The 18,059-nt window shown below is 63.7% G+C and carries 16 protein-coding genes; 14 read left to right on the top strand and 2 right to left on the bottom strand.

What is annotated here, in order from left to right; translation table 11 throughout:
• Nucleotides 1-187 precede the first annotated feature (187 nt).
• From ilvB to thrB, 10 genes are read left to right on the top strand one after another with little or no spacing between them, the layout of a single operon-like run.
• Complete coding sequence (ilvB, locus tag AK2_RS11820; RefSeq protein WP_067934671.1) at nucleotides 188-1,843, top strand: acetolactate synthase large subunit; 1,656 nt, start codon at nucleotides 188-190, stop codon at nucleotides 1,841-1,843.
• Complete coding sequence (gene ilvN, locus AK2_RS11815) at nucleotides 1,840-2,373, top strand: acetolactate synthase small subunit (RefSeq protein ID WP_067934628.1); 534 nt, start codon at nucleotides 1,840-1,842, stop codon at nucleotides 2,371-2,373. Before ilvB ends, ilvN begins: the two co-directional genes overlap by 4 nt.
• A 29-nt stretch (nucleotides 2,374-2,402) precedes the next feature.
• A complete protein-coding gene (gene ilvC, locus AK2_RS11810; RefSeq protein WP_067934626.1) occupies nucleotides 2,403-3,449 on the top strand; it encodes a ketol-acid reductoisomerase in 1,047 nt (348 codons plus the stop codon).
• The gene (locus AK2_RS11805; protein WP_067934623.1) at nucleotides 3,436-4,968 is read left to right on the top strand and encodes a 2-isopropylmalate synthase; all 1,533 of its coding nucleotides are present in this window, start codon (nucleotides 3,436-3,438) and stop codon (nucleotides 4,966-4,968) included. The genes ilvC and AK2_RS11805 overlap by 14 nt, the downstream gene beginning before the upstream one ends.
• The gene (gene leuB / locus AK2_RS11800) at nucleotides 4,965-6,119 is read left to right on the top strand and encodes a 3-isopropylmalate dehydrogenase (protein ID WP_067934621.1); all 1,155 of its coding nucleotides are present in this window, start codon (nucleotides 4,965-4,967) and stop codon (nucleotides 6,117-6,119) included. The genes AK2_RS11805 and leuB overlap by 4 nt, the downstream gene beginning before the upstream one ends.
• On the top strand, nucleotides 6,085-7,563 hold the full coding sequence (leuC, locus tag AK2_RS11795) for a 3-isopropylmalate dehydratase large subunit (RefSeq protein WP_083521146.1): 1,479 nt from the start codon (nucleotides 6,085-6,087) through the stop codon (nucleotides 7,561-7,563). Before leuB ends, leuC begins: the two co-directional genes overlap by 35 nt.
• Nucleotides 7,541-8,140: a 3-isopropylmalate dehydratase small subunit gene (gene leuD / locus AK2_RS11790; RefSeq protein WP_067934618.1), complete on the top strand. Its 600-nt coding sequence runs from the start codon at nucleotides 7,541-7,543 to the stop codon at nucleotides 8,138-8,140. The genes leuC and leuD overlap by 23 nt, the downstream gene beginning before the upstream one ends.
• On the top strand, nucleotides 8,140-9,495 hold the full coding sequence (locus AK2_RS11785; protein WP_083521145.1) for a homoserine dehydrogenase: 1,356 nt from the start codon (nucleotides 8,140-8,142) through the stop codon (nucleotides 9,493-9,495). Before leuD ends, AK2_RS11785 begins: the two co-directional genes overlap by 1 nt.
• A 51-nt stretch (nucleotides 9,496-9,546) precedes the next feature.
• On the top strand, nucleotides 9,547-10,626 hold the full coding sequence (gene thrC, locus AK2_RS11780) for a threonine synthase (protein ID WP_067934616.1): 1,080 nt from the start codon (nucleotides 9,547-9,549) through the stop codon (nucleotides 10,624-10,626).
• A gap of 22 nt (nucleotides 10,627-10,648) precedes the next feature.
• Nucleotides 10,649-11,635 carry a homoserine kinase gene (gene thrB, locus AK2_RS11775; RefSeq protein WP_245632890.1) on the top strand — a complete coding sequence of 329 codons (987 nt, stop codon included), beginning with the start codon at nucleotides 10,649-10,651 and terminating at the stop codon, nucleotides 11,633-11,635.
• Between the two features lie 127 nt (nucleotides 11,636-11,762).
• On the opposite strand, the gene AK2_RS11770 is transcribed toward thrB, so the two are convergent.
• Nucleotides 11,763-12,308, bottom strand: a complete 546-nt coding sequence (locus AK2_RS11770) for a CcdC protein domain-containing protein (RefSeq protein WP_067934615.1) — start codon at nucleotides 12,306-12,308, stop codon at nucleotides 11,763-11,765.
• 118 nt (nucleotides 12,309-12,426) lie between these two features.
• Here AK2_RS11770 and AK2_RS11765 point away from each other — a divergent pair, with 118 nt between their 5' ends.
• Nucleotides 12,427-12,786, top strand: coding sequence for a YidH family protein (locus AK2_RS11765; RefSeq protein ID WP_067934614.1), 360 nt, complete (start codon nucleotides 12,427-12,429; stop codon nucleotides 12,784-12,786).
• 89 nt (nucleotides 12,787-12,875) lie between these two features.
• A complete protein-coding gene (locus AK2_RS11760) occupies nucleotides 12,876-14,558 on the top strand; it encodes an ABC1 kinase family protein (RefSeq protein WP_067934611.1) in 1,683 nt (560 codons plus the stop codon).
• Between the two features lie 63 nt (nucleotides 14,559-14,621).
• Here AK2_RS11760 and AK2_RS11755 read toward each other — a convergent pair whose 3' ends face one another.
• Nucleotides 14,622-15,455, bottom strand: a complete 834-nt coding sequence (locus AK2_RS11755) for an alpha/beta hydrolase (RefSeq protein WP_067934610.1) — start codon at nucleotides 15,453-15,455, stop codon at nucleotides 14,622-14,624.
• A 222-nt stretch (nucleotides 15,456-15,677) separates the two neighbouring features.
• Between AK2_RS11755 and AK2_RS11750 the strand changes: the two genes are divergently transcribed.
• Both AK2_RS11750 and AK2_RS11745 read left to right on the top strand, forming a co-directional pair.
• A complete protein-coding gene (locus tag AK2_RS11750) occupies nucleotides 15,678-17,066 on the top strand; it encodes a folylpolyglutamate synthase/dihydrofolate synthase family protein (protein WP_067934607.1) in 1,389 nt (462 codons plus the stop codon).
• A gap of 63 nt (nucleotides 17,067-17,129) precedes the next feature.
• The gene (locus AK2_RS11745; protein ID WP_067934605.1) at nucleotides 17,130-18,053 is read left to right on the top strand and encodes a phosphosulfolactate synthase; all 924 of its coding nucleotides are present in this window, start codon (nucleotides 17,130-17,132) and stop codon (nucleotides 18,051-18,053) included.
• Nucleotides 18,054-18,059 lie beyond the last annotated feature (6 nt).

Below are 18,059 nucleotides of genomic sequence, written 5' to 3'. Positions count from 1 at the left end.
AATCGCGTGCAATTCCGGGATCCCCGCTGCAGCGGGGCCGACAAACAGAGATGGAGGGAGAGAAATTATGAGTACGGGAGCGGAAGCCGCAGCGCCAAAACCGATGCCGGAAAAATCGGGTGCCGAGCCCAGTCCGCAGGCGCAGGGGCGGCAGGTGCACAGTGCGCTGGAACTGACCGGTGCCGAGATGCTGGTGGAAGCACTGCGCAGGGAGGGAGTTGAGGTTCTGTTTGGCTATCCCGGAGGGGCGGTGCTTCCCGTATACGACGCCCTCTACCAGTGTGGGATTCGGCACATCTTGCCCCGTCACGAGCAAGGGGCCATTCACGCGGCCGAGGGCTACGCGCGCGTGACCGGGCGGCCTGGAGTCGTGCTCGCGACGTCGGGGCCGGGCGCGACCAATTTGGTCACCGGTCTGGCGGATGCGATGATGGATTCGTTGCCTCTGGTCGTCTTCACCGGTCAAGTGGCGACCGCGGTCATCGGCACGGATGCGTTTCAAGAGGCTTCGGTGCTCGGCATCACGATGCCCGTCACCAAACACAGCTATCAGGTGCGTGATGTAGCGGAGCTGCCGCGGGTGATTAAAGAGGCTTTCCACATTGCCACCACGGGTCGTCCCGGGCCCGTACTCATCGACCTGCCCAAGGACATTACCAGCGCCAAAGGCGTGTTTCACTATGACGCGCCGGTTTGCCTGCCCGGCTACCAGCCGACCATAGAGCCCAACCGGCTGCAACTGCGCAAATTGGCCGCCGCTGTGGCAACAGCGCGCCGGCCCGTAATCCTCGCCGGAGCCGGTATTCTGCACGCTCGCGCGCACACTCTGCTGCGCCAGTTTGCCGAACGGACGCGGATTCCGGTGGTCCACACCCTGCTCGGGTTGGGAGGCTTTCCGGGTAATCATGAGCTGTTCCTGGGCATGGGAGGCATGCACGGCACGTTTGCCGCCAACCACGCGCTGTACGAAACCGACCTCCTGATCAACTTTGGGGCTCGCTTTGACGACCGCCTGACTGGCAATCTCAATCACTTCGCCCGGCGGGCCAAGGTCGCCCACATTGATATCGATCCGGCCGAAATCGGCAAAAACGTCGAAACGGACATTCCGGTGGTCGGAGACGCCGGCCGCGCCCTGGAAGTGCTGCTGCAGGAGTGTACCGGCCCGGGCCACTATGAGGACTGGGTTTCGCATCTCCTGGAGCTCAAGCGGGATTACCCGTTCTGGTACGAGCGGGACGACAGCGGGCTCAAGCCTCAGTGGGTGGTGGAGGAGATTTGCCGCGCCACCCGCGGGGAGGCGATTGTCGTGACAGACGTCGGTCAACACCAGATGTGGGCGGCGCAGTTCTATTCGTTTGCGGAGCCCAACCGTTTTGTGACGTCGGGCGGTTTGGGAACCATGGGATTCGGTCTGCCTGCTGCTATCGGCGCCCAGCTCGGGGATCCCAGCCGGGTGGTGGCCGCCGTGCTCGGCGATGGCGGGTTTCAGATGACGGTGCAGGAGCTCGCCGTGGTGGCCCAGTACCAGCTGCCGATCAAGGTGATCGTGCTGAACAACTCGGCGTTGGGCATGGTCAGACAGTGGCAGGAACTGTTTTACCAGGGGCGCTATTCCCATTCTTTGCTCTCATTCCAACCGGACTATGTAAAGCTGGCGCAGGCGTACGCCATTCCAGGATACCGGGTGGAGGACGAGGAAAGTTGCGCCGCTATCCTGCGCGAGGCGTTGGCGCAGCCTGGCCCTGTGCTCATTGAGTGTCGGGTCACATCGGAGGAGAACGTCTACCCGATGGTGGCTCCGGGCAGTGGCCTGCACGAGATGATAGGGGTGAAACCATGAATGCCCGGATTTTGAACGTGGTGGTCAACAACCGCACCGGCGTCCTCAACCGCATCACGGGCCTGTTCCTGAAACGGGGCTTTAACATTCAGAGCCTGACGGTCAGCCCAAGCGAAATCGACGGTCAGTCGCGGATGACGATTGTCCTGGCCACCGGAGACGAACGGATTGTGGAACAAGTGATTAAGCAGTTGTCGAAACAAATTGACGTGTTGAAGGTCCAGGACATCACGGACCAGCCGATTGTCGCCCGTGAACTGGTGTTGATTCGGGTGCACAGCCCCATCCCGACTCGGGCGGAGCTGACGAGCCTGATTGAACCGTTTCGGGCCTCGGTCATCGACGTGGGACGTGATTCGGTGACCATTGAGGCCACTGGCAAGCCGGAGAAGATTGACGCCTTGCTGGCGCTGTTGCGCCCGTACGGCATCAAGGAGCTCGCGCGGACCGGCTTGACCAGCATGACGCGCGACAGCGAGACGGTGCAGGAGATTGCCCGCTTCGCGAAGAGCAACGCCTTGTGGGTCTAATTCCAGCAAAACAGAAAGGGTGTGGCATCATGGTGAAAGTGTATTACGACAAAGATATGGAACTGAACGCCTTGTCCGGACGTACGGTGGCGATTGTAGGGTACGGATCGCAGGGGCACGCTCACGCGCAGAACCTGAGGGACAATGGAGTGGATGTCATCATCGGGCTGCGCCCGGGCCGCTCCTGGCAGCAGGCGGAGGAAGATGGGTTTGCGGTCTATTCGGTCGCTGAGGCGACCAAGCGGGCCGATGTGGTCATGATTCTGCTCCCTGACGAGCGGCAGCCGCAGGTGTACCGCAGTGAGATTGAGCCCAATTTGACGCCTGGAAAGTGCCTGGCGTTCGCGCACGGGTTCAACATTCACTTCAGCCAGATTGTTCCTCCCGATGGGGTGGGCGTGTTTATGGTCGCTCCCAAGGGGCCCGGCCATCTGGTGCGGCGCGTGTTTGTGGAAGGCGGCGGCGTGCCTGCCCTGTTTGCGGTGGGGCAGGAGGTGGCCGGAGGGGGCGTGCGCGAGCTGGCGTTGGCCTATGCCAAAGGCATCGGCGCCGGGCGCGCGGCCGTGTTGGAGACCACCTTCGCCGAGGAGACGGAGACGGATTTGTTCGGTGAACAGGCCGTGTTGTGCGGAGGGCTCTCGGCGCTCATCAAGGCGGGATTCGAGACCCTGGTCGAGGCCGGATACCAGCCGGAAGTTGCGTATTTCGAGTGTCTGCATGAGATGAAGCTGATTGTCGATCTGCTTTACGAAGGCGGATTGGAATACATGCGCTATTCGATCTCGGATACGGCGCAGTGGGGGGATTTCACCGCCGGCCCGCGGATTGTCACCGAGGAGACGAGAGCGGAAATGCGCCGCCTGCTGAAGGAAATCCAGGACGGAACTTTTGCTAAAGGGTGGATTCTGGAAAACCAGGTGGGGCGTCCTCAGTTCAACGCCATCAACCGGCGTGAACAGCAGCATCCGGTGGAGGTGGTCGGACGCCGCTTGCGCGAGATGATGCCGTTCATTCGTCGGCAGACGACGGGAGTGCCGATGGCGAAAGCAGAGGTGGCGGCCGATGCGGAACATTGAGGTCTTTGATACCACGCTGCGGGACGGGGAGCAGTCGCCCGGTGTAAACCTGCACCCGCACGAGAAGCTGGAAATCGCCCTGCAGCTGGAAAAGTACAACGTCGATGTCATCGAAGCGGGATTTCCGGCGGCGTCCCAGGGTGACCTGGAGGCGGTGCGCCAGATTGCCCGCGCCGTCAAGGGATGTTCGGTGGCCGGGTTGGCGCGCGCCAACTTGAAGGATATTGATGCGGCCTGGGAGGCGCTGCGCGAGGGCAGCCAGCCGCGCCTGCATGTCTTTATCGCCACTTCGCCCATTCATATGGAATATAAACTGCGGATGAAGCCGGAAGAGGTCGTTGAAGCGGCGGTGTCCTGCGTGCGCTATGGGGCGCAGAGATTCCCGCTGGTGGAGTGGTCGGCCGAGGACGCCACGCGCAGCGATTGGGACTTTTTGGTTCATATCATTCAAAAGGTGATTGACGCTGGCGCCAAGGTGATCAACCTGCCAGATACGGTGGGCTACTCCACGCCGGAGGAGTACGGGCGGTTGTTCCGCTACATCCGTGAGCACGTACCGAACATCGATAGGGTCAAACTGTCGGCCCACTGCCACGATGACCTGGGGCTGGCGGTGGCCAACACTCTGGCGGCGATTGAAGCGGGCGTGGACCAAATTGAGGGCACCATCAACGGCATCGGTGAGCGGGCCGGCAACACCGCCTTGGAGGAAGTGGCGGTGGCATTGGCCATCCGCAAGAACGCGTATCAAGCCGCCACCCGGCTGGACCTGCGCCAGACTGTGCGTACCAGCCGACTGGTCAGCAAGCTGACCGGGATGTCGGTGCCGGCCAACAAGGCGGTGGTCGGTGCCAACGCCTTCGCCCACGAGTCGGGCATCCATCAGGATGGCGTGTTGAAGAACACGCTGACCTATGAAATCATCGAGCCGGAGATGGTGGGCCTGTCCTCCAACTCGTTGGTGCTGGGCAAGCACTCCGGGCGGCACGCGTTCCGTGAGCGGTGCAAGGAGTTGGGGCTGGAACTGGACGAAGAACGCTTCAACGAGCTGTTTGTGGCGTTCAAGGCGCTGACCGATAAAAAGAAGCAGGTCACGGACGATGACATCCTGGCGCTCGCCCTGGACGCGCAGGCGGAGCCGACGGGGGCGCGGTTTGAGCTGGAGTTCTTGCAGGTGTCGTACGGATCGGCCTTGACGACGACGACCATGGGTCTGCGCTGTCCGGACGGCTCCGTGGTCTGCGAAGCGGCCACCGGCAATGGCAGCGTCGAGGCGATTTTCAACACGATTGAGCGGATTGTTGCGAGTCCCGTGACCCTTCTCGATTACCGCATCCAATCGACGACGGGCGGCCAGGACTCGTTGGCCGAGGTGTACGTGCGTGTCGAGTCGGGCGGACGGGAGACGAGCGGACGCGGGATTGACAACGATGTGTTGGCGGCGTCGGCCAAGTCGTTCCTGGACGCCGTGAATCGGTTGCAGCTGCCCAGCCGCGGCAAGGTGGTGGAAGTCGGATGACGAAACGGATTGCGGTTCTGCCGGGCGATGGCATCGGGCCGGAAGTGACCGCGGCGGCGGTACGGCTTCTGCACGCTGTGGCAGCTTGGACCGGGGAGCGGTTTGAGTTCAGGCACGGTCTCATCGGCGGCGCGGCGATTGACGAGACGGGCGAACCGTTGCCGCAGGAGACGGTGGAACTGTGCAAAGACAGCGATGCGGTGCTGCTGGGGGCTGTTGGCGGACCCAAGTGGGATCAGGGGGCTGGGCACCAGCGCCCGGAGGCGGGTCTGCTGGGCATTCGCAAGGCGCTGCGGGTGTACGCCAACCTGCGGCCCATCACGGTCTTCCCCAGTCTGGTCGACGCGTCGCCGTTGCGGCCAGAGGTGGTTCGTGGCGCTGATTTTGTGATTGTCCGCGAACTGACGGGCGGTCTGTATTTCGGTCAACCGCGGGAACGCCGGCAGGTGGATGGTGGACTGGAAGTGGTCGACACGCTGGTGTACACGCAGGGGGAGATTGAGCGGATTTTGCGTCTCGCGTTTGAACTCGCCCGCCAGCGCCGCGGCAGGTTGACCTCCGTGGACAAGGCGAACGTGTTGGAATCGAGCCGGGTTTGGCGAGAGACGGCGGAGCGGCTGGCTCCAGAGTATCCGGACGTGCAGCTCAATCACCTCTTGGTGGACAACGCGGCCATGCAGTTGATTCAGAACCCGGGCCAGTTTGACGTGCTGGTGACGGAAAACCTGTTTGGTGATATCTTGAGCGACGAAGGAGCCATGATTACGGGGTCCATTGGTTTGTTGCCGTCGGCCAGTCTGGGCAGCGGGGGGCCCGGGTTGTACGAGCCCGTGCACGGATCGGCCCCCGACATCGCCGGTCAGAACAAGGCCAACCCGCTGGCCACCTTCTTGTCGACGGCCTTGATGCTTCGGCATTCCTTGGAGCTGCCGCAGGCTGCGGACGCGATAGAGCAGGCTGTGCGTGACGTCCTCGCCGCCGGCTGGCGGACGGCCGACCTGATGGGCGGGGGCGTGACAAATTCGGCGCGGGGTCCGCTGGGTACCGGCGAGATGACCGACAAGGTGCTGGACGTTTTGAAGACTCGATTGGAAGGGCAAGGGAGGGGAATCATCGATGTCCACAGCGCGGCCGAAGACGCTGTTCGATAAAATCTGGGAACAACACGTAGTGGTGGAGGAAGGCAGTCAAAGCCTCATCTACATCGACTTGCACTTGGTCCACGAGGTCACGTCGCCGCAGGCGTTTGAGGCTCTGCGCTTGGCAGGTCGCAAGGTGCGCCGGCCCGATTTGACGTTTGCCACCATGGATCACAATGTGCCGACGGACAATCCTTTCGACGTGCGCGATCCCATTGCCGCCAAACAGATCCAGACGTTGGCGGACAACTGCCGGCAGTTCGGGATTCCGTTGGCCGATTTGAACAGCCGCGATCAGGGCATCGTGCATGTGATTGGTCCGGAGCTGGGCCTGACACAGCCCGGCAAGACGATTGTCTGCGGCGACAGCCACACCTCCACCCACGGCGCTTTCGGCGCCCTGGCGTTCGGCATCGGGACCAGCGAGGTCGAACATGTGCTGGCCACCCAGTGTCTGTGGCAGGTGCGGCCGAAGACGCTGAATGTGCGCCTGAACGGGCAGCTTCCAGCCGGGGTCACGGCGAAGGACGTGATCCTGGCGGTGATTGGCCGTTACGGTGTCGATTTTGGCACCGGCTATGTGATTGAGTTTTCGGGCGAGGCGGTGCGGAGCCTGAGCATGGAAGGCCGCATGACCATGTGTAACATGGCGATTGAGGCTGGCGCCCGGGCCGGCTTGGTCGCGCCGGATGAGAAGACCTTTGCCTACCTGCAGGGCCGGCCCTACGCGCCGCAGGGAGCGGAGTTCGAGCGGGCCGTCGAGGCGTGGAAGCAGCTGTGCACGGACGAGGGCGCCGAGTTTGATAAGGTGATTGAATTGGATGTGGCGGACTTGGAACCGCAGGTCACCTGGGGCACCAACCCGGGCATGTGCCTGGGTGTGAACGATGTGGTACCGAGCCCGGACAGCTTCGCTTCACCCGTCGCGCGCCAGGCGGCCGAGCAGGCGCTCGCCTACATGGGGTTGACCCCGGGCACGCGTTTGACCGATGTGTCCGTGCAGCACGTGTTCATCGGCTCGTGCACCAATGCCCGGATTGAGGACTTGCGGCTGGCGGCGGCGGTCGCCAAAGGCCGGCGGGTGGCGCCCGGGGTGCGGGCCCTGGTGGTACCCGGCTCGAAGCGGGTCAAGGAACAAGCGGAGGCGGAGGGGCTGCACGAGGTCTTCCGCGCGGCTGGTTTTGAATGGCGGGAGCCGGGTTGTAGCATGTGCCTGGCCATGAATCCGGACTTTGTCCCGGCCGGGGAGCGGTGCGCCTCGACGTCCAACCGCAACTTCGAGGGCCGTCAGGGGAAGGGAGCGCGTACGCACCTGGTCAGTCCGGCGATGGCAGCTGCCGCGGCCATCGCGGGTCACTTTGTCGATGTGCGCGAGTTTCTCAATGGGTCGCCGTCGCCGTCGGCGGCCGGATCAAACACAGGAGGTGCAGGTCATGGAGCCGCTCGTCCGGCATGAAGGAAAAACGGCGTTCCTCGACAAGGTGAACGTCGATACCGACCAGATTATACCGAAGCAGTTTTTGAAACGGATTGAGCGGAGTGGTTTTGGCCAGTTCCTGTTCTACGACTGGCGGTACCTGGACGATGGCTCCCCCAATCCGGAGTTTGCGCTCAACCACCCGGATTACGCGGGGGCGAGCATCCTCGTGGCGCGCGACAACTTCGGCTGCGGGTCCTCCCGTGAACACGCCGCCTGGGCGTTGGCCGACTACGGGATTCGGGTCATTTTGGCGCCTTCGTTTGCGGACATTTTTTACAACAACTGCTTCAAGAACGGGCTGCTGCCGGTGGTTTTGGCGTCCGAAACCATTCAGCACCTGTTCACTGTCGGTGCGGGTCATCCGTACAGCCTGACGGTGGACCTGGAGAAGCAGCGCGTGGAGCTGCCGGATGGAAACAGTTACCCATTCGACATCGATCCACAGCGCAAACACAAGCTGCTGAACGGTCTGGATGATGTCGGTTTGACCCTGCAGCACGAGGCCGCCATAGCGGATTACGAGCAACGGCGCAGCAAGGCGGCGGTCGGCTGATGGACGTACAGGTTGGATTGCTCGGGTGTGGAACGGTCGGATCTGGCGTCGTGCAGCTGCTGCGGCGCCGGGCCGGCAAGATTCAGGCTTTGACCGGCATGCGCCCGGTTTTGAAGCACATTTTGGTGCGCGATGTGACGAAACCGCGGGCTGTGGACCTGGCCGGCATCCATGTCACCACGCGGCCGGAGGACATCCTGGAGGACGGGGATGTGCGCGTGGTCATCGAGACGATAGGCGGCGTGGAGGACGCCAGGCGGATGCTGTTGGCCGCCATCGCGGCCGGCAAGCACATCGTGACGGCCAACAAGGACCTGATTGCCGGCCATGGCCCGGAGATCTGGGAGGCGGCGGCCAAGGCGGGGGTGGACGTGTACTACGAGGCGGCGGTGGGCGGCGCGATTCCGCTCATTCGCCCGCTCAAGGAATCTCTGACGGCCAACGACATCACCGACCTGAAGGGAATCCTGAACGGAACCACGAACTACATCCTGACGCGCATGACGGAGACCCGCGCCGAATTTGCGGATGCACTGAGAGAGGCCCAGGACCTGGGATACGCCGAGGCCGATCCGTCCAGTGACGTGGATGGCCTGGATGCCGCGCGCAAGCTGGCCATCCTCGCCTCGATTGCGTTTCACACTCAGGTGCGCTTGGAGGATGTCGAGGTGGAGGGCATCCGCTCCGTGTCCGCGCGCGACGTCCAGTACGCGCAGGAGCTGGGCGCCGTGATCAAGCTGCTGGCCACGGCCACCGACCGCGGCGGACAGTTGGCCCTGCGGGTGCGGCCGACACTGGTGCCGCAGGACCATCCCTTGGCCAGCGTGTCCGATTCGTACAATGCCCTGTTCGTACGCGGCGACGCCTCCGGTGACCTCATGTTCTTCGGTCGCGGCGCGGGTTCGCTGCCGACCGCCAGCGCCGTGGTCGGCGATCTGATTGAGGTGCTGCGCAACCTGCGGCTGGGTGTCGTGCAGATGGCGCCGCAGGTCTGTCTGTCGCACAAGCGGGTGGACGCGTCTTCCATGGAACCGGCGCGCCACTACCTCAGGCTGCTGGTCGCCGATCAGCCGGGGGTATTCGCGCAGATTGCCGGCCTGTTTGGCGAAGTGGACGTGAGCATGGAGTCGGTGCTGCAAAAACGGGTCGATAACAACTGCGCCGAGATTGTCATTGTCACGCACCGGACGCCGCCGCGGCGATTGCGCGAGGTGTTGGCCGCCTTGCGGCAGTTGGCCAGCGTACGGAAGGTCTGCAGCGTGATGCCTGTGGAGCCGGGGGACTCAGAAGGCGAAGCCACGGCCCATCAGGAGACAAGCGGGGCCGCCATGTTGCCGCTGGCTGTGGATGGGTGAAGAAAGACCGCGACTTTCTATACACCGTGCGGACAGGGGAGGAGCCTGTTGATGATCAACCCGCAGACACAGCACAGGCGCTGGCCGGGGATTCTGTCGAGCTACCGGGAGTGGTTGCCGGTGACCGAGCAGACGCCGGAACTCAGCCTGTGCGAAGGCAATACACCATTGATTCCGTCGCCTCTCCTCAGCCGGCGCACGGGCTGTGACGTGTTCTTGAAGTATGAGGGCGCTAACCCGACCGGATCGTTCAAGGACAGGGGCATGGTGCTGGCCGTCGCCAAGGCTTTGGAGCAGGGTTCGGAAGCGGTCATTTGTGCCTCCACCGGCAATACGTCGGCTTCCGCGGCGGCCTACGCGGCCCGGGCCGGGGTGCGCGCGATTGTGCTGATTCCCGAGGGCAAGGTGGCGCTCGGCAAGCTGGCGCAGGCGGCCATCTACGGGGCCGAGGTCGTCTCCATCCGGGGCAACTTCGATGAAGCGCTGCAGCTGGTGCGGGAACTCTCTGATGTTCTGCCGGTCACGGTGGTCAATTCCATCAACCCGCACCGGTTGGCGGGCCAGCAGACGGCCGCCTTCGAGGTTTGCGACGCGCTCGGCGGCGCCCCGGACAGGCTGTGCATTCCGGTTGGCAACGCGGGCAACATCAGCGCCTATTGGCAAGGGTTCACGGCTTACCACAGGGCGGGCGTGGTGAATTCGACTCCGAAGATGAACGGGTTCGAGGCGGAAGGGGCTGCCGCTTTGGTGGTGGGGCACCCGATTGAGCACCCGGAGACGTTTGCCACCGCCATTCGCATTGGCAATCCAGCGTCCGCGGCACTGGCTCTGAACGCGGCCAAGGAATCCGGGGGCGCCATCGGCTCCGTCAGCGACGACGAGATTCGCGAAGCGTACCGTCTGATTGCAGGAGAAGGCGTGTTTGCGGAACCAGCATCGGCGGCGTCCGTGGCCGGGCTGCTGAAGTTGGCGCGCACCGGCCAATTGAGCCCGGGCGAGACGGTGGTGTGCGTGCTGACCGGCAATGGACTGAAAGACCCCGATTCGGCCACCCGCATCGCGGCGGCGTCGGCGCAAGTCGTGGATGCAGAATTGTCGGCCGTGCGGCGGGTCTTGGAAAAGCGGTTGTGAGAAGGGCAGGATGGCGGTAGACATGGATGCAGCGATGACAGCACGGGATCAAGCCAGCTCAACCCTGCGCCTGCGCCTGCGCGTACGGGTTCCTGCCACCTCGGCCAATCTGGGGCCTGGGTTCGATTGCATGGGGCTGGCGCTGGCCCTGTTCAATGAAATCGAGGTGGAGACCGGCCGCCCGTTTGCCATCACAATGGAAGGAGAGGCGGCAAACCAGCTTCCGCTCACGCGTGAGAACGTGATCGTGCAGGCGATGGAGCTTTTGTTCGAGCGGGCGGGGGCAACACGCGTACCTGCCGAGTTTTGCATCCGCGCGCACAACCACATCCCTATCGCGGCGGGATTGGGCTCTAGCGCCAGCGCGATTGTCGGCGGCCTCCTGCTCGGCAATGGCTTGGTCCAACACTTTGACCCGGAGCGTGCGCTGGATGACGCGGCTCTGCTGAAACTGGCGACAGAATTGGAAGGCCACCCGGACAACGTGGCGCCCGCGCTGTTTGGGGGAGGGTGCCTGTGTGCGGCGGATGGCTACGGCCCACCGTACACGCCTCTACCCATACCGGAGCAGCTGGTGTTTGCGGTCGGCGTGCCCAACTTTCCATTGCCGACGGAAAAGGCGCGCAAAGCGCTGCCGCAGCAAGTCTCCATGGCTGATGCGGTGTACAACGTGGCGCAGGCCGCGCGCCTCATGCTGGCCTTGGCGAGCGGGGAACTGGACGGGCTGCGGGCTGGCTTTGGCGACCGGCTGCATGAGCCGTACCGCCGTCAGCTGATACCCGGGTTTGAGGATGTGCGCCGCGCGGCGGTGCGGCAAGGAGCGAAGGCACTCACGTTGAGCGGGGCCGGACCTTCGCTGCTGGCTTGGTGCGACAACGAAAAGGTGGCCTTGCGGGTGGCCGACGAGATGACCCTCGCTTGGCGGGAATACAATGTGGAGTGCGTATCGATGGTGCTTCGGCCTTGGTTGAACAAGCCCCGTGTAGAACGAGTGGCGCCGCAGGATTGACCTGCGGCGCTTTCCACTCGGTAGACCAATCGTCCGCGTGCCGCCTCTTGGCCTGTATGCCGTCTGGCATTGGCGGCGCCGATTCCGCAGGCCACGCCGGGCGAAAGCCTGGGCGTGCTGCCGCAGCCTATCCGCCGGTCTCCTGCCCCGACGTCTCCAGCCGCCTCTCCTTCCACAGCAGATACGCGAAGTAGGCCGCGTAATACGAGAATAAGATGAAAAAGGCGAGCAGTGTCCAAGGGTCGCTTGTATAGTTGTTCGCCTGCAAGTGAGCGGGCTGGCCATTGGACGCGGCGGCCAGGTCTTCGCTGTGGTACAATTCCAACAACCGGTAGGCGAGGCGGCCGATGAACAGCAGCAGCACCACACCGCTCACCCAGCCGCTGGGCCGATAATGCCATATCCCGTTCCGGATTTCAAAACGGGTGGTGGCCGCTGCGACCCAGGCCAGGGCCAGCCCGGCCAGGATGCCGATGCCCATCACCCCGTAGGATAGGTCGGTCTTGGCTGCCGTCCCCACAAACAACACGAGCAGGAGCACGAACAGCAGGGAGCGGATGATCATTCGCCGGCGCTGGATGGGTTGGAACGTGACGGTGCGGCGGACGCGCCGGTAGAGGCCGAACGCGACGAGGATGACGATGAGAAGTACGGGCAGGACGTGACTTTCCACGCAATTTCTCCTTTCGGCTTGTGTGAGCCGCAGTCGGAATTACCGTGCGTTGGCGCGTTGTTTTGCGCTCTTGCTTCTCTTTTATACCACAATCGACCAGAGGATGGGAGGGTATGGCGTGCCACGGCCTGAGGAATCCAAATACGTCCAGCAGCATTTGGCCAACGAGCGGACGTTTCTGGCCTGGATTCGCACCATCATCGCGATTTTGGGCATTGGCTTCGTGACCACGAGCCTGCACTTTGAACTCGCGCGCGAGATGCATCCGTTCTCCGATGCCCTGGTTCGCGGGATCGGATTGTTCACGATTTTCATCGCCTTGGTGGCCGCGATCTACGCGTGTTGGAGCTACCTTCATAAACGTCGCGGCATCAACTCCGGTCAGTTTCAATCCGCCTTTCGCTTCCCCATCCTCCTGAGCGCGTGTCTCGTCCTGATGCTCTTGGCCATGGTTGCGTATCTCCTGACGGCCTACTGACGCGAGCGCTTTGGTTCCGAATGGTCCACTGCGCCACACCGCGCGATTGTGCAAGATACGGTACAATGGGAGGGTCGAGGAGGGAGAGCATGGTCCCACGCAAGGTCCGGCATTTCAACCGCTATCGAACGATCGCGCAGATCCTGGTGCGCAACGGGTTCGCTTGGCTGGTGGCGCGCCTGGGTCTACACGACGTGCTGCGGCTGCCCGGGAAATGGTTTGCCTCCGGTGACAATCCGCCCACGCCCCGGCCCAGCATGCCGCGGCGGGTGCGCAGGATGCTGGAGGAGCTCGGTCCCGCGTTCATCAAGGTGGGTCAGGTGGCGAGTCTGCGCCGGGACCTGTTGCCGGAACCGCTGATTCTCGAGCTGGAGAAGCTGCAGGATCAGGTGCCGCCGTTTTCCTTCGCGGATGCCAAGGCCATCGTGGAGGACGAGCTCTCCTGTCCTCTGGAAGACGTGTTTGCCATGTTCGAGGCTGAACCTGTCGCGGCCGCTTCTTTGGGTCAGGTGCACCGGGCGGTGCTCCGGAGCGGCGAGGTGGTGGCGGTCAAGGTACAACGGCCCGGGGTTCAGCAGCAGGTTCGTGTCGACCTTGAGATTTTGGCGGATCTCGCCTGGCGCGCGGAGCGGCACCTGAGTGTGGCCAAACACTACCGCGTAAGCGACATGGTGGAAGAGCTCTCCCGCACCGTCCTGCAAGAGTTGGACTACCGCGCGGAGGCCCGCAACTGCGAACGCATAGCCCGGGAAAGCCGTGGTAACCCGGAGGTCTACATTCCAAAGGTGTATTGGTCTTACACCACCTCGCGCGTGTTGGTGATGGAGTACGTGCAGGGGACAAAGCTCGGTGACGTGGCAAAATTGCGCGAGCAGGGATTCGATTTATCGGAGTTGGCGGCGCGGGCTTCACGGGCCGTTTTCGAGCAGTTGCTGATTCGCGGCTTTTTCCATGCCGATCCGCACCCCGGCAACCTGGCAGCGCTGCCGGACGGCCGCATCCTGTTTCTGGACTTCGGCATGGTCGGCCGGTTGACGCCTGAGATGCGGGATCACCTGACCTCGCTTGTGATTGCGCTGATGCGCCGCAACACCGACCAGATTGTGCGGGCGCTCACGCGCATGGGGGTGGTGCCGCCGGACGTCGACATGGTGAAGGTGCGCCGCGACATTGACGACCTGCGGGAAAAGTATTACGACGTGCCCTTGTCCGAGGTTTCCTTGGGAGAGTCTGTCAAGGACATCTTCACGGTGGCGTACAAGCACCGCATCGAAATCCCGGCCGACCTCACCTTGGTCGGCAAGACGCTCCTGACCATTGAAGGTGTGGTGGAGAACCTGGATGAGAGCTTCCGCATCATGGACATTGCGGAACCGTTTGGGCGCCGGCTGCTGTGGGAAAGGACCAACCCGGCGGCGGCCGCGAGACGGTTGCTGCGTGGCGCGGGAGTGCTCTCCGAATGGGCTGTCGAGCTGCCCCGCGTCCTCCAGGACGTGCTCCAGCAACTGCGGCGCGGCCCGATTGAATTGAACCTGCGCGTGCCCGAATTGGAACAGGTGTTGCGCAATCTGGACAGGATTGGCAATCGACTCTCGTTCAGCCTGATGGTTCTGGCTATCAGTATCCTCGTGGCAGCCTGGATGATTGCCTCCTCGCTGACCGATCCGAAGCTCCCCGTACTCGGGGTGCCGGCCACGGACGTGGGCCTCATTCTGATTTTCGCCATGCTGGTTTGGCTCATCTGGTCCATCCTGAGGTCCGGACGGTTCTGAGGCGTCGGCTGCGGCCGGGATGGCACGGCACCCAAGCGGCCGCCCGTCCCCTCGCAGCGGCCGCTACGTTTGCACCGCTTCAGCGGGCGGCGTGGCCATCACCTCATCCAGCCACTTGACCATTTCCGCAAACACCAGCTCGCGCTCCGGTTCATTGAACAACTCGTGATAGCACGCCTCGAACAAGAGAAACCGCTTGTTGGGGGCCCGCAGCTGGTCGGCAAAGCGCCGGGACGCCTCCGGCGAGACAAGTTTGTCCGCACCCGCCTGGAGAATCAATACCGGTATGGAAAAGCGGCTTGGGTGGGCGGTCGCGGCCGCCATGGCGCGTTGCAGCTCCATGAACCAGCGTACGCTGACGGTTTGCACCAGCAGCGGATCGCGGGCGTAGGAGTGGACCACATCCGCAGAGCGGCTGATGGCATCGGCCTGAATACCGTTGGGTTGCTGCAGGCGCGGCCAGACTCGGTCCAACACGGTGGCCATGCGCGCCTTCAAGCGGGGTACAGTCATGGACAGCTGCAGGCAGGGGGAGGACAAGACGGCGGCGCGCAGGCTGTGCTGCGCCTGCGGGCGCGTTTGCAGGTAGCGCACCACAATCAGACCGCCCATGCTGTGGCCAAACAGGATGTGAGGGACGTTGGGGTACAGTTCGTCCGCCCGGCGGACGAGCCTGTCGACCACGTGCAGGTATTGTTCGAAGGAATCGATGTGTCCGCGGCGACCGCCGGATCGGCCCAGGCCCGGCAAGTCGGTGCCGAGGACGGCGTATCGTCGCCGCTGCCATTGCGAAGCCAACCACTCATAGCGGCCGCAGTGCTCGCCGGCTCCATGCACCAGCAGCGCCACGGCACGCGCGCCGTGAGTCGGCCAATGCCAGTCTTTCAGTTTTACCATTCCACCCGTTCCTCACTTATCTGGACGGCGCAGCCAGGGAGAGATCCCCTATCCGCCGTTCGTCAAGATCCGTTTATAGGTATTATACGACTTTATAGATAGATGTCATGCAGTTGCCCGGGTGCGGGTGTGCCCACTGTGTGCAGCGGGCGGCAGGCGCGGCAGGTTGTGGTACACTGGCGGGAGATTTGACCGCAGCCGAGACGAACGGGGAGACAACAGATGGGATTGGAAACAGGGCAACGATACACAACACGGGAAGCCATCGCGCTGATTTACGAATGGTTGAACCGGGCGCGCCCGCTGCTGCCAGATGGGCCCGACAGGGTGGTGCGCCATCCAGAGTGGACCGGACGCCTCCTGGCGGAGTTGGCGAATCCGGATGCGGCTGCGTTCAACGTGGCTGTCACCGGCAGCAAGGGCAAGGGATCGAATGCGATTCTTCTGGCGGCCATTCTCCAGCTGCTGGGCTTGCGCGTGGGGCTGTTTACCAGCCCGCACCTGATCGACTTCATGGAGCGGATTCGTCTGGGTGGACAGGTGATGCCGGAAGCGGCGTTTGTACACTGGATGACACAGGTGTACGACGAAGCGAGACGGTTGCCTGTGCCTCCCAATCAATACATCGGGCCGGTGGGCCTGTTGGCGTGCGTGGCCGCGCTGTGGTTTGCTGACGAGCAGACGGATGTCAACGTGTTTGAACTCGGGCGCGGGGCGTTGCACGACGATGTGAATCAGGTCCGTCATCAAGGCGCGTTGTTGACACCCGTGTTCCTGGAACACGCGCGGGAGCTGGGGCCGACGTTGCCCGACGTGGCGCGGGAAAAGGCGGGGGTCCTGCGGGCGGAGACCCGTTGGCTGGTCAGCCACCCTCAGTCGGAGACGGTGCAGGCGGTGTGGCGCCGGTGTTGGCCAGAGGGGACGGATGTGCAGCTGCTGGGCCGCGACTTTTCGGCCGGCGTGGATGTGCCGCCGGATAGGGACGAGGTACGGGTGCGGGTGCGTTTTGCCGCCGGAGACGAAACCTGCATCCGCCTGCCGGTGGTTCCCGATTTCCTCGCCCGCAACGCCGCTGTGGCCGCGGCAGCGGCCAGGCGGGTGGTGAAACAGCGACAGGGCCTGAGAGCGTTGCTGCCGGAAGAGATTGACCTGAGGCGCATTCGGTTGCCGGGCCGCATGGAAGTGATAGACCGGCGTCCGCTGGTGCTGGTGGATGGCACAGTACACCGCGAAACGGCTGTGCACGTCGCAGCCTGGGCCGCATCGGCCAAGCGCCGCGGCTCGGTGCAGCGGTTTGGGGCCGTGCTCGCCATTCCTGTGGACAAGGACGGGATGGGCGTGCTGGGCGTGCTCCGGGAGCACGTGCAGTGGGTGGTGTGGACCCGGGCCAGCAACCCGCACCTGCGGTTTGATGACCGTTTCTGCCGCGCAGCGCGCGCCCTCGGCATGCGCAGCGAGTGGGTGCCGGACGTGACGCGTGCGCTGGACACAGCGCGGGCTCGCGTTGAGCCGGCGGACGGCTTGCTGTTGTTGGGGACCCAGTCCTTTGTGGCCGACGTGATGCAGCACTTTGCTGTCGACACGCGGACCATCTGGCGCCCGGAGGAATGACACCTTCCCCTTTTCCCGCCCATATGCTGGTGTAGGCAAATTGGGGCCTCGGGAGGTGTGACGGTGGACCGTGCACATTGGACGGATTGGATGCGCCAGTCGCTGCGCGAACGAGTCGGGAAACCTCGGATTGCCGGGCTGACAGTGGTGCTCGACGATGGGATGACCTCGGCGGGCATGCGCGACTGCTTGCAGGCAGCCGCTGAAGGCATCGATTTCTGGTTGTTGTCCGGGTGCCACGCCGTGATGCGCGCGCCCGAATGGGTTATGGATAAGGTGTGCTTGTGCCAGGAGTACGGGGTGTTGGCCTGTCCCAGCGGCCAGGCGTTCGCCGCGGCCTGGGATCAGGACGCTTTGCCCGCGTATATCCAGTCTGTGGCTGAGGCAGGGTTGCGGGCGCTGATCATGGCGGATGAACCGGAGCGTATGGGCCCGCGTCAGCGCCGGGACGTCGTTCGCCGCGCGCACGCGCTGGGACTGTTGGTGCTGTCGCAGGTGCCGCGGCGCGCGGCCGGCGCGAGCGTGGACACGGTCGTCCGCCACCTGCACGCCGACCTGCAGGCGGGGGCGGATTACATTTTGCTGCCGCTGCCGTATGGGCCCAGGGGGGCCGACGATATGTGGTGGGGGCGGCAAAAACGTCGCCTCGCCAATATCCTGGAGGGCGTCGGTCCGTTGCAGAACCGGCTGATCCTGAAAACCCCCAGTCGGCTCCTGCAATTCCGCCTGCTCGCGGAGTTGGGGACGAAGCTAAACCTCGGCGACGTGGCGCCGGAGTCGGTGGCCGTGCTGGAAGGGCTCCGGCGGGGCGTGGATCCCGAGTGGGTGTGGCTTGAGGAGGCCGCCGATGAGCAAGGGGCAGAAGCGGCCCCATCGGCGTTGGACGCACCGCCGCCGAGGCCGCGAGCGGAGACCGCAGGGCCTGTGATTTGGCTGGACGGGCGCCGCGGGCCGTCTGGACGCAGACACAGGGACGCCCCTTCCTGAGCGTCG

Source organism: Alicyclobacillus kakegawensis NBRC 103104 (assembly GCF_001552655.1).
In the GTDB taxonomy this organism is placed as follows: Bacteria; Bacillota; Bacilli; order Alicyclobacillales; family Alicyclobacillaceae; genus Alicyclobacillus_G; species Alicyclobacillus_G kakegawensis.
This window is presented reverse-complemented; position numbering and strand designations above follow the sequence as displayed.